Below are 10,656 nucleotides of genomic sequence, written 5' to 3' on the forward strand. Positions count from 1 at the left end.
CGCTGGAACAGCGCATCGCCGAAGGCCTGGTCAAGGTCAATGGTGAAGTCGCGCAGACCGGCATGTCGGTCAAGAGCGGCGACAAGATCGAGCTGGACGGCCGCGGCTTCGTCGCCACCGCCCTGGCCGAACCCTCGCGCGTGCTGGTCTACAACAAGCCGGAAGGCGAAGTGACCACCCGCGAAGACCCCGAAGGCCGACCGACCGTATTCGAATCGCTGCCGCCGCTGAAGGGCGCGCGCTGGATCGCGATCGGCCGCCTCGACATCAACACCACCGGCCTGCTGCTGGCCACCACCGACGGTGAGCTGGCCAACGCCATGATGCACCCGTCGTTCGAGGTCGAGCGCGAGTACGTGGTGCGCGTGCGCGCCCCGGAAGGCGAGGAAAAGGTCTCCGACGCCATCGTCGACCGCCTCTCCCGCGGCGTTGCGCTGGAAGACGGCCCGGCCAAGTTCGACGAGATCGAGCGCATCGGCGGCACGGATTCGCACGACTGGTTCCGCGTCGTGGTGAAGGAAGGCCGCAACCGCGAAGTGCGCCGCCTGTGGGAATCGCAGGGCTGCCAGGTCAGCCGCCTGAAGCGCACCCGCTACGGCAAGGTCAGCCTGCCGCGCGAACTGGCCCGCGGCCATTCGGTGGAACTGGGTACCGCCCAGGTGGAAGCCCTGCGCGCGCAGCTGAAGCTGGAAGAAGGCGCGCCGTCGGCGCTGACCCTGCAGCCGGTGATCGGCCAGCGCCGCGCCGCCAAGACCACCGTGCGCGTGCGCGAGGGTGGCCGTGGCAATGCCTACGTCAACGGCCACAACACCGCTGATGAAGGCCGCGAGCTGCGTCGCTTCGACAACGTGCGCGAAGATCGCGGCCGTGGTCGCGGCGGCAAGGGCGGCGGTTTCAAGGGCGGCCTGACGGTCAGCGGTGAAGCCGCGGCCAAGCAGTCGCAGAAGCCGTTCAAGCAGCGCGCGCAGAAGAACGACCGTTCGCTGCCGGAAGGCAATCCGGCGGCGTTCCGCACCTGGTACGTGCCGGATGGCGTGAGCACCGGCCCGAGCGGCCATCGCAACGCTGGTCCGGGCGCACGTGGCCCGGGTGCCCGTGGTCCGGGTGCAGGCGGCCAGGGCCGTCCATACGGCAAGCCGAAGGGTCCGGGCGCAGGCGCCGGTGGCGGCCAGGGCCGTGGCGGTTTCGGTGGTGAAGGCCGTGGCGGCGCAGGCGGCCAGGGTCGTCCGGCCGGCGCGGGCAACCGCTCGCAGGGCCAGGGCAACAAGCACCCGTACGGCCATCCGGGCAATGCCCCCAGCTTCCCGTCCGACCACGCGACCCCGGGCTTCAACCCGTATGGCAGCCCGAAGCCGGCACACGGTGCCCGTCCCGGCGGCCGTGGTCCGGGCGGCGGCAACCGTGGCCCGGGCGGTAACCGTGGTCCCGGTGGTCCGGGTGGCAACCGTGGCCCGGGTGGCCCCGGCGGCAACCGTGGTCCGGGCGGCCCGCGCCGCAGCGGCCCGCGCGGCGGCTGATCGCCGATACGCTTGAAATGAGAAACCCCGGCTCCGGCCGGGGTTTTTCGTTAGTGCGCGCCGAACGGCAAAAGCGACTTAATTCCCTCCGTCCCCTTTTCGCGGGTTCAGCGGCGCCGGATCACGAACGAGGAACCGTCCACGCCCAGGTCCCAGCCACGGCCGCTACCGGCCAGTGCCAGCGACACGTCGCCCTTGGTCATCGCCACGGCGCCACCGGAGCGGATCGCGCCGGCGTGCGCCCCCAGCGCCACGTACTTGCCGAGCAGGTCGTCCAGCGAATAGGCACCGGTGAAGCGGCCCTTGCCGTCGACGATCTTCGATTTGCCAACGGTCAGGCCACCGCCGGTGACCTTGATGCGCACCGGAATGCGCGCGCCGTTGGTGCACTGGATGGTGCCGGTGCCCGAGGCGGTCTTGTAGAACAGCGACCAGCCGGACAGGTTGTAGCGCAGGTCGCAGTCGATGTTGCCGGCCGCCTGCGCTGCAGGAGCGGTCAGCGCGGTGGCGAGCAGGCCCAGGGCCAGCAGCAGGGGGAACTTCATGGTGTCATCCGGTGGGAAAAGGCGGCGCTCAGGCGCGCTCGTCCAGGTGGAAGGCATCGGCATCGAGCATCGCCGGGAAGCGTGCGCGGTGCGCGGCCAGCGCCTCGGCCGAGATCGTGGTGGTCACCACCTGCTCGCGTTCGCGGATTTCGACCTGCGGCTGGCCGAGGAAATCGATCACGGCGCTGTCGCCGGCGTAATGCAACTGGTTGCCGTCCACGCCGATGCGATTGACCGCCGCCACGAAGCACAGGTTCTCGATGGCCCGCGCGCGCAGCAGCGTCTTCCACGCGTAGGCACGCGCCGACGGCCAGTTGGCGACGAAGACCTGCAGGTCGAAGTCCAGCTGCCCGGGGCGCTCGACGTCGTAGCGGTTGCGGCAGAACACCGGGAAGCGCAGGTCGTAGCAGACCTGCGGATTGATCCGCCAGCCCTTCCACTCCACGCTCAGGCGCTCGCGGCCGGCGGCATAGCGCTCGTGCTCGCCGCCGTAACGGAACAGGTGACGCTTGTCGTAGTACTCCAGTGCGCCTTCCGGCGTGGCAAACAGCAGGCGGTTGTAGACACCCTCGCCTTCACGCAGCTGCACGCTGCCGATCACCGCCGCGTTCAACGCCTTGGCCTGCTCACGCACCCAGGCCACGGTCGGGCCATCCATGCCTTCGGCCTGGGCGATGGCCTCGTTGGAGAAGCCGCTGGTGAAGGTCTCCGGCAGGATCACCAGGTCGGTGGTGCCGGCCAGCGGCGCCAGCAACGTACCGTAATAGGCACGGTTGGCGGCCGGGTCGTGCCAGCGGGTATCGCCCTGGACGAGGGAAATGCGCAGGTCCTGCATGTTCAGCTCTCCACTCACAGCAGGCGCAGGCGTTCGATCGCCGCGTCCATCGTCGCTTCATTCTTGGCGAAGCACAGCCGTACCAGGCGCTGGCCGGCCGGCGGGTTCTCGTAGAACGGCGACAGCGGAATGGCGGTGACGCCCTTCTCGATGGTCAGCCACTTCACGAACTCATGGTCCGGCAGGTCGCTGATGGCCGAGTAATCGACCAGCTGGAAATAGCCGCCCGGCACCGGCAGCGCCTTCAGCCGGGTGCCGGCCAGCTGCTCGCGGAAGCGATCGCGCTTGGCCTGGTAGAACGCGCCCAGCTCCAGGTGATGCTCGGGCTCGTCACGGATCATCGCGGCGAAACCGTACTGTGCCGGGCCGAAGCTGGTGAAGGTGTTGTACTGGTGGACCTTGCGGAACTCGGCGGTCAACGCCGGCGGCGCGATCGCATAACCGATCTTCCAGCCGGTGCAGTGGTAAGTCTTGCCGAAGCTGGAGATCACGAACGCACGCTCGCGCAGTTCCGGGTAGCGCAGCGCCGATTCGTGGCGGCGACCGTCATAGATGATGTGCTCGTACACCTCATCGGAGATCAGGTAGATCTGCGTGCCGCGCAGCAGCTCGGCCAGCGCCTGCATGTCCTGCGCCGACAGCATCGCGCCGGACGGGTTGTGCGGGGTGTTGACGATCAGCATGCGGGTGCGCGGGGTGATCGCCGCACGCACGCGGTCCCAATCGACGGCAAAGGTCTGCGGGTCCAGCGACACATGCACGGCCTTGGCGCCGGCCAGGTCGATCGCCGGCTCGTAGCAGTCGTAGGCCGGGTCGAGCACGATCACTTCCTCGCCGGCACGCACCACGGCGTGGATGGCATTGAAGATGGCCTCGGTGCCGCCGCTGGTGACGGTGATCTCGCTGTCGGCATCCACCTGCGCGCCGTAGCAGTCCTGCGCCTTCTGCGCGATGGCCTGGCGCAGCGGCGCCACGCCGGTCATCGGCGGGTACTGGTTGAGACCGGCCGCCATCGCCCTGGCGGTTTCATCAATCAGGCGCTGCGGTGCGGAAAAGTCCGGGAAGCCCTGGCCGAGGTTGACCGCGCCGTGTTCGGCGGCGAGCTGGGACATCACGGTGAAGATCGTGGTACCGACCTTGGGCAGCTTGGTGTTCGGTTGCATCGGCCTGGGGAATGGGAGGAGAGAGATTCCTGAGTTTACGCAATCCGCGCTGCGGTAGTGCCGGCCTTGAAGCCGGACCTCGATACGCTGGAGAACCTGCACTTCCTGTGTGGCCTGCATGGCCGCCGTGCACGGCAGATGCCCGGCAACGCGCTGGCCATCGTCGGCCTGGCCGGCTACGAGGACACCCTGGTCCGTCACCTGTCCGCCGGGCAGAAGCGGCGGTTGGCGCTCGCGCGCATCTGGCTGTCGCCGGCACCGCTGTGGCTGCTCGACGAACCTTACGCCAACCTCGACCTGGAGGGCATCACCCTGGTCAACCGGATGATCTCGGCGCATCTGCGCGCCGGGGGCGCGGCGCTGGTCACCACCCATGGCGCCTATGCCGCCCCGCCGGTACGCACCCGCCAACTCGACCTCGGCGGTGCCGCATGATCGCGCCTGGCACCGAACCAGGCCTGTGGCAGACCGCGGGCGCCCTGCTCAAGCGCGACCTGCGCCTGCTCTGGCGCCGTCGCGGCGATGCACTGCAGCCGCTGTTGTTTGCCGTGCTGGTGGTGGTGTTGTTCGCATTGGCCCAGGGCCGTGAGCCGCAACTGCTGGCCGCCACCGCCGGTGCGGTGCTGTGGCTGGCGGTGCTGCTGGCCGGCCAGCTGTCGCTGGATTCACTGTTCCGTTCCGATGCCGAAGACGGCTCGCTGGAGCAATGGCTGCTGGCGCCGGTACCGTTGGCGTGGCTGGTGCTGGTGCGCGTGCTGCTGCATTGGGCCACCACCGCGCTGCCGTTGATCGTGGTCAGCCCGTTGCTGGCGGAAATGCTGCATCTGCCGCATGACCAGCTGCCGATGTTGCTGGCATCGTTGCTGCTGGGAACGCCGTTGCTGAGCCTGATCGGTGGCGTGGTCGCCGCGCTGACCGTAGGCATCCGACGCTCTGGTATTCTCGTGGCGTTGCTGTCGTTGCCGCTGTACGTGCCGGTGCTGGTGTTCGGCGCAGGCAGCCTGGCGGCAGCCGGACGCGGACAGGATCCGGTCGGTGCGCTGCTGATGCTGGGCGCCGGCCTGCTGGTCGCGCTGGTGCTGGCTCCGCTGGCCACCGCTGCTGCAATACGTATTTCTCTGAGTTGACCGAGCTGAGAGCCAATCCACCCCTGCTGGATAGCCGCCACGCATGAATCCGATTGTCCGCTGGTTCCACCAACTCGGTTCGCCCCCCACGTTCGACCGATTCGCTGCCCGCTGGTCGCGGGTGTTCTATCTCGCCGCGGTTCCGGTGCTGCTGGTCGGCATGTGGCAAGCGCTGCTGGTGGTGCCGCCGGAAGCCAAGCAGCTGGACAGCTTCCGCATCCTCTACATCCACGTGCCCAGTGCCTGGATGAGCCTGTTCGTGTTCGCGCTGATGGCGCTGTATGCCGCTATTGCCCTGATCTGGCGGATCAAGGTCTGCGAGATCCTGGCCATGGCCTGCGCACCGATGGGCGCCGGCTTTACCCTGATCACCCTGCTGACCGGCAGCATCTGGGGCAAGGGCACCTGGGGCACCTGGTGGGACTGGGACCCGCGCATGACCAGCGAGCTGGTGCTGCTGTTCCTGTACCTGGGCGTGATCGGCCTGTACCACGCCATCGAGGACCGCCGCAGCGCCGCACGCGCGGCCGGCCTGCTGGCCATCGTCGGCGTCAGCCTGCTGCCGGTGATCCGCTATTCAGTGGACTGGTGGGGCGGCCTGCACCAGCGCCAGTCGATCAACGTGTTCGGTGAATCGGCGATCAGCAGCGCGATGATCGCGCCGCTGTGGTGGATGGTGATCGGCACCAAGTTCTGGTTCGCCGGTTCGGTACTGGCCAAGGCGCGCGCCGACAACCTCGACCGCGAGGCCGGCAAGGCCTGGGTCGGCGGTCGCGTCGATGCCACGCGCCCGTCCCGGGAGGCCCAGCCATGACCCACCTGCCCTATGTAATCGGCGCCTATGCGGTGTTCGTGCTGGTGCTTGGCGCCGATGCCATCGGCTCGTGGCTGCGCCTGCGCGTGGCGCGCCGGTTGGCCCTGGCCCGGCAGCAGCGCCAGCAGACCCGTGCCGGCCGGCAGGATGCGGCCGCGCCGCTGTCGACGGAGCTGGAACGATGACCCCGGTTCAGCGTCGCCGCCTGGTGTGGGTATTGCTGGCCCTGCTAGCCTCCGGCCTGGCCACCGCGCTGGTGGCGATGGCGCTGGAGCGCAACATCGCCTACCTGTACACGCCCGCCGAAGTGCTGCGTGGCGATGTCGATGCGCAGTCGCGCTTCCGCCTCGGTGGCATGGTGGTGAAAGGCTCCTTCAATCGCCCGGTCGGCTCGCTGGAGGCGCGCTTCGAGGTGACCGACGGCGATGCACAGCTGCCGGTGACGACCTCGCGGATCCTGCCGGACATGTTTGCCGAGGGCACCGCAGTGGTTGCCAGTGGCCGCCTGCAGGACGGCGTCTTCGTCGCCGACGAAGTGCTGGCCAAGCACGATGAGAAGTACGTGCCGAAGGAAGTGGCCGACAAGATGGGCGATGCCCATCGCAAGCACGACGTGCCGGTGACGGCACCCGAGGTGCGCTGAGTGCTGCCCGAACTGGGTCAGATCCTGCTGTTGTGCGCGTTGCTGGCCTCGCTGCTGCAGGCTGGCCTGCCGCTGGTCGGCGCGCATCGCAACAACCCGGCCTGGATGGCGGTGGCGCGACCGGCCGCCTTCGCCCAGCTGCTGCTGGTCGCCGGCGCGTTCGCGGTGCTGACCGCCGCATTCGTGCAGCAGGATTTCTCGGTGCGCTACGTGGCCGAGAACTCCAATTCGCTGCTGCCGATGATCTACCGCTATTCGGCGGTGTGGGGTGCGCACGAAGGCTCGCTGCTGATGTGGGCACTGGTACTGGCGCTATGGACCGGCGCAGTGGCGGCGTTCTCGCGGCACCTGCCGGCACCGGTGCAGGCGCGCGTACTGGCGGTGATGGGTGTGGTCAGTGTCGGCTTCCTCGCCTTCCTGATCTTCACCTCCAATCCGTTCCTGCGCCTGAATCCGGCGCCGCTGGAAGGCCGCGACCTCAATCCGCTGCTGCAGGACCCGGGGCTGATCATCCATCCGCCGATGCTGTACCTGGGCTACGTCGGCTTCGCGGTACCGTTCGCGTTCGCGGTGGCGGCGCTGCTGGAAGGCCGCGTCGACGCGCGCTGGCTGCGCTGGACGCGGCCCTGGACCAACGTCGCCTGGGGTTTCCTGACCCTGGGCATCGCGCTCGGCAGCTGGTGGGCCTATTACGAGCTGGGCTGGGGCGGCTGGTGGTTCTGGGACCCGGTGGAGAACGCCAGCTTCATGCCGTGGCTGGTTGGTGCGGCACTGATCCACTCGCAGGCGGTAACTGAGAAGCGCGGCACCTTCGGCAGCTGGACCCTGCTGCTGGCGATCGCCGCCTTCGCACTATCCCTGCTGGGGACCTTCCTGGTGCGCTCCGGCGTACTGACCAGCGTGCATTCGTTCGCCGCCGATCCTTCGCGCGGCCTGTTCATCCTGGTGTTCCTGTCAGTGCTGGTCGGTGGCAGCCTGCTGCTGTATGCGCTGCGCGCCAGCCAGCTGAGCGTGGACGCCGACGATCCGCGCCGTGGCTTCACCGCCACCTCGCGCGAAACCCTGCTGCTGGCCAACAACCTGCTGCTGGCCACCGCCTGCGCGATGGTGCTGCTGGGCACGCTGTACCCGCTGCTGGCCGATGCGCTGTCGCTGGGCAAGATCTCGGTCGGCCCGCCCTACTTCGGCAGCCTGTTCCTGCTGCTGATGGCACCGATGATCCTGCTGCTGCCGTTCGGCCCACTGGTGAAGTGGCAGCGCGACCAGCCCTCGCGTGCCTTCGCGCTGCTGGCACCGTGGCTGGCACTGGCCATCGTGCTCGGCGCACTGGCCTGGTGGCAGGCGCCGCAGAACGGCTGGAAGGCGGGCATCGGCGTGGCCGCGGCGGCCTGGGTCGGGTTCGGTACCGCGCGTTTCGTCTGGCAGCGGCTGCGCGGCAACGGCCGCTTCACCGCCGAGATGCTCGGCATGATCGTCGCCCATGCCGGCATCGCGGTGTTCCTGGCCGGCGCGTTGCTGGTGGAAGCGCTGAACGTGCAACGCGAGGTGGCGCTGGCGCCCGGCCAGCAGCTGGTGGTCGGCCGCCATGAGGTGCGCTTCGAAGGCGTGGACCATCGCGAAGGCCCCAATTTCATCGCCGACCGCGGCCACCTGCGGGTGTTCCGCAACGGCCGCGAGCTGGCGTTGCTGCATCCGGAGAAGCGCCAGTACGCCAGTGGCGGCCAGGTGATGACCGAGGCCGGCATCGATGCACGCTTCGACGGTGATGTCTACGTGGCATTGGGCGAGCCGCTGGGCAACAATGCATGGGCGGTACGGGTACACATCAAGCCGTTCGTGCGCTGGATCTGGCTGGGCGCGCTGCTGATGGCCCTGGGCGGATTCATCACCGCCGCCGACCGCCGTTTCCGTCGTCCGTAGGAGTTCCCATGTCCGAGTCCCCCGCCCCGCGCCCCTCCCGCCCGCTGCCGCCGGTAGCCATCGTGATCGGCGTACTGTTCTTCTTCGGCCTGCTCGGGCTGATGATCTACGGGGTGATGAAATCGGGCGATCCGCAGCGCGACGTGCTGCCCTCGGCCCTGATCGACAAGCCGGCGCCGGCGTTTGCACTGCCGGTGCTGCATGACCCGGAAATGATCGTGCACAGCGACGACCTGCGCGGCGCGCCCTACCTGCTGAACGTGTGGGGCAGCTGGTGCGCGGCCTGCCGTGAGGAACACCCGGTGCTGACCCGCTTCGCCGAGAGCAAGCGCGTGCGCGTGATCGGCTACAACTGGAAGGACGATCCGACCGACGCGCTGCACTGGCTGGAACAGCTGGGCAATCCCTTCATGGTCGTGCTCAGCGACGTTGAAGGCCGCACCGCGATCGACTGGGGCGTGACCGCTGCACCGGAAACTTTCCTGGTCGACGGCAGCGGCATCGTGCGCTGGAAGTACAGCGGCGCAATGACCCAGCGCGTGGTGGACGAGAAACTGATCCCGGCGCTGGAAAAGATCGAGAAGGCCCAGGGCAGTGCCGGCAGCGCGCTGCACACGGCGCCCTGAGCCCATGCGCTGGCTGCTGACGCTGCTGCTTCTGCTGCCGCTGGCCGCGCTGGCCCAGCAGCCGCTGCACGATCCGCAGCCCCTGCAGTTCCGCGATGACGCCGAGGAGCGTCGCTTCCATGACCTGGCCGCGCAGCTGCGCTGCGTGCAGTGCCAGAACCAGTCGCTGGCTGATTCCAACGCGCAGATCGCGCAGGACCTGCGCCGCGAGGTGCTGCAGCTGATGCAGCAGGGCCACGACGACGCGCAGATCAAGCAGTTCCTGGTGGCCCGATACGGTGAGTTCGTGCTGTACCAGCCACCGTTGCAGCCGGGCACCTGGCTGCTGTGGGGCGGTCCGCTGCTGGTGCTGGGGGCCGGTGCGCTGGTGGTGTTCGGCATCGTCCGGCGGCGTGGCCGCACGGTTGCCGCCACGCCGGCCAGCCAGGCCGACGAAGGAGAGGAATGGTGAGTCATTGGCTGCCGGTGCTGGCCGGCCTGGTTGCCGCACTGATGGCGGCGCTGGTGCTGTGGCCCCTGCGCCACCACGGCCGCAGGGGTTTCGCCGTGGGCGTGCTGGCACTCGGTGTGGCCGGCGCCTGCCTGTACCTGCTGGTGGGTGACCCGCGCGCCGCGCAGGTACAGCCGGCGCCGTCGGTCGCGACGCTGCGCGACGGCGTACAGGCGTTGCAGGATGCACTCAAGCGCGACCCGCAGCGGGCCGATGGCTGGGCGCTGCTGGGCCGTTCGCAGGCCGAGCTGGGCAATGCGGTCGCCTCCGCAGAGGCCTTCGCACGTGCTGCCGCACTGGCTCCGGACGACCCCGGCGTGCTGGTGGAAGCCGCACAGGCACGTGCCCAGGCCGACGCCAGCAAGCAGTTCGATGACACTGCAATCGCCTGGTTGCAGCAGGCACGCACGCTGGCCCCGGACGCCGAGCGCGCCAGCTGGCTGCTGGGCATCGCGCTGCGCCAGCGCGGCCGGAACGCCGAGGCCGCCGATGTCTGGAGCGGCCTGCTGCCGCGGCTGGAGCCGGGCGCTGCGCAGGCACTGCAGGCACAGATCGCCATCGCACGCGAGGCAGCAGGCCAGGCGCCCGATGCACCGGCGGTAGCGCCACCGGCGTTGCTGCAGGTACGCGTGCACTTGCCTGCGTTGCAGGGCTCGGAGTGGCCGCCCAGCACCCAGGTGTTCGTGCTGGCCCGCGCAGTGGGCGGACCGCCGATGCCGGTGGCCGCGCGCAAACTCCCGTTGGCGGACTTCCCGGCCACGGTCGGGCTCGGCGACGGCGACAGCCCGATGCCGACCGCGCCGCTGTCGGCACATCGCGAAGTGGAAGTGCTGGCACGCATTTCACGCAGTGGCAGCGCCAACCGCAGCGAAGACGACCTGCAGAGCACACCGGTGAAGGTGAGCCTGCCACATGAGGGCGTGGTGGAACTGCGGTTCCCGTAACACACCCCCGGTAGGGGGGGGGGGGGGCGGCG

At 69.0% G+C, this 10,656-nt stretch carries 12 protein-coding genes and 1 pseudogene; 10 read left to right on the forward strand and 3 right to left on the reverse strand.

The window, feature by feature from the left end; translation table 11 throughout:
• On the forward strand, window positions 1-1,517 hold a 1,517-nt coding region (locus O0J73_RS19155; protein WP_308309395.1), incomplete at its 5' end, for a pseudouridine synthase.
• Window positions 1,518-1,624: 107 nt separating this feature from the next.
• On the opposite strand, the gene O0J73_RS19160 is transcribed toward O0J73_RS19155, so the two are convergent.
• The 3 genes from O0J73_RS19160 to O0J73_RS19170 are packed head-to-tail and all read right to left on the reverse strand — an operon-like array spanning window position 1,625 to window position 4,060.
• Entirely contained in the window at window positions 1,625-2,062 is a 438-nt protein-coding gene (locus tag O0J73_RS19160) for a hypothetical protein (RefSeq protein ID WP_197564172.1), read from the reverse strand.
• A 28-nt stretch (window positions 2,063-2,090) separates the two neighbouring features.
• Window positions 2,091-2,897 carry an amidohydrolase gene (locus O0J73_RS19165; RefSeq protein ID WP_006456552.1) on the reverse strand — a complete coding sequence of 269 codons (807 nt, stop codon included), beginning with the start codon at window positions 2,895-2,897 and terminating at the stop codon, window positions 2,091-2,093.
• A gap of 14 nt (window positions 2,898-2,911) precedes the next feature.
• Window positions 2,912-4,060: a pyridoxal phosphate-dependent aminotransferase gene (locus O0J73_RS19170; RefSeq protein WP_308309396.1), complete on the reverse strand. Its 1,149-nt coding sequence runs from the start codon at window positions 4,058-4,060 to the stop codon at window positions 2,912-2,914.
• Window positions 4,061-4,126: 66 nt separating this feature from the next.
• On the opposite strand from O0J73_RS19170, the pseudogene O0J73_RS19175 reads away from it, so the two are divergent.
• The 9 genes and pseudogenes from O0J73_RS19175 to O0J73_RS19215 all read left to right on the forward strand — a co-directional run.
• A pseudogene (locus O0J73_RS19175) lies at window positions 4,127-4,495 on the forward strand (ATP-binding cassette domain-containing protein); the annotation flags it as partial.
• Complete coding sequence (gene ccmB, locus O0J73_RS19180; RefSeq protein WP_006456616.1) at window positions 4,492-5,187, forward strand: heme exporter protein CcmB; 696 nt, start codon at window positions 4,492-4,494, stop codon at window positions 5,185-5,187. The pseudogene O0J73_RS19175 and the gene ccmB, both read left to right, overlap by 4 nt.
• A 43-nt stretch (window positions 5,188-5,230) precedes the next feature.
• Entirely contained in the window at window positions 5,231-6,001 is a 771-nt protein-coding gene (gene ccmC, locus O0J73_RS19185) for a heme ABC transporter permease CcmC (protein ID WP_006456618.1), read from the forward strand.
• Window positions 5,998-6,186: a heme exporter protein CcmD gene (gene ccmD, locus O0J73_RS19190; RefSeq protein ID WP_005410342.1), complete on the forward strand. Its 189-nt coding sequence runs from the start codon at window positions 5,998-6,000 to the stop codon at window positions 6,184-6,186. Before ccmC ends, ccmD begins: the two co-directional genes overlap by 4 nt.
• Window positions 6,183-6,644: a cytochrome c maturation protein CcmE gene (gene ccmE, locus O0J73_RS19195; protein WP_006456687.1), complete on the forward strand. Its 462-nt coding sequence runs from the start codon at window positions 6,183-6,185 to the stop codon at window positions 6,642-6,644. Before ccmD ends, ccmE begins: the two co-directional genes overlap by 4 nt.
• Window positions 6,645-8,564 (forward strand): heme lyase CcmF/NrfE family subunit, encoded by a 1,920-nt coding sequence (locus O0J73_RS19200; protein ID WP_197565043.1) that lies wholly within the window; start codon window positions 6,645-6,647, stop codon window positions 8,562-8,564. It begins immediately after the preceding gene.
• An 8-nt stretch (window positions 8,565-8,572) separates the two neighbouring features.
• Window positions 8,573-9,190 carry a DsbE family thiol:disulfide interchange protein gene (locus tag O0J73_RS19205; RefSeq protein WP_197565042.1) on the forward strand — a complete coding sequence of 206 codons (618 nt, stop codon included), beginning with the start codon at window positions 8,573-8,575 and terminating at the stop codon, window positions 9,188-9,190.
• 4 nt (window positions 9,191-9,194) lie between these two features.
• A complete protein-coding gene (locus O0J73_RS19210; protein WP_308309397.1) occupies window positions 9,195-9,641 on the forward strand; it encodes a cytochrome c-type biogenesis protein in 447 nt (148 codons plus the stop codon).
• Complete coding sequence (locus O0J73_RS19215) at window positions 9,635-10,624, forward strand: cytochrome C biogenesis protein (protein ID WP_197565040.1); 990 nt, start codon at window positions 9,635-9,637, stop codon at window positions 10,622-10,624. The genes O0J73_RS19210 and O0J73_RS19215 overlap by 7 nt, the downstream gene beginning before the upstream one ends.
• Window positions 10,625-10,656: the final 32 nt, after the last annotated feature.

The sequence above is a fragment of the Stenotrophomonas sp. Sm6012 genome (assembly GCF_030985895.1).
Taxonomy (GTDB): domain Bacteria; phylum Pseudomonadota; class Gammaproteobacteria; order Xanthomonadales; family Xanthomonadaceae; genus Stenotrophomonas; species Stenotrophomonas forensis.

What these genes read in the sequence shown, in the direction of transcription:
- O0J73_RS19205 (WP_197565042.1), top strand. Translation starts at nt 8,573, where the DNA reads ATGTCCGAGTCCCCCGCCCCGCGCCCCTCCCGCCCGCTGCCGCCGGTA.
- O0J73_RS19165 (WP_006456552.1), bottom strand. Translation starts at nt 2,897, where the DNA reads ATGCAGGACCTGCGCATTTCCCTCGTCCAGGGCGATACCCGCTGGCAC.
- O0J73_RS19170 (WP_308309396.1), bottom strand. Translation starts at nt 4,060, where the DNA reads ATGCAACCGAACACCAAGCTGCCCAAGGTCGGTACCACGATCTTCACC.
- O0J73_RS19210 (WP_308309397.1), top strand. Translation starts at nt 9,195, where the DNA reads ATGCGCTGGCTGCTGACGCTGCTGCTTCTGCTGCCGCTGGCCGCGCTG.
- ccmE (WP_006456687.1), top strand. Translation starts at nt 6,183, where the DNA reads ATGACCCCGGTTCAGCGTCGCCGCCTGGTGTGGGTATTGCTGGCCCTG.
- O0J73_RS19160 (WP_197564172.1), bottom strand. Translation starts at nt 2,062, where the DNA reads ATGAAGTTCCCCCTGCTGCTGGCCCTGGGCCTGCTCGCCACCGCGCTG.
- O0J73_RS19215 (WP_197565040.1), top strand. Translation starts at nt 9,635, where the DNA reads ATGGTGAGTCATTGGCTGCCGGTGCTGGCCGGCCTGGTTGCCGCACTG.
- ccmC (WP_006456618.1), top strand. Translation starts at nt 5,231, where the DNA reads ATGAATCCGATTGTCCGCTGGTTCCACCAACTCGGTTCGCCCCCCACG.
- ccmB (WP_006456616.1), top strand. Translation starts at nt 4,492, where the DNA reads ATGATCGCGCCTGGCACCGAACCAGGCCTGTGGCAGACCGCGGGCGCC.
- ccmD (WP_005410342.1), top strand. Translation starts at nt 5,998, where the DNA reads ATGACCCACCTGCCCTATGTAATCGGCGCCTATGCGGTGTTCGTGCTG.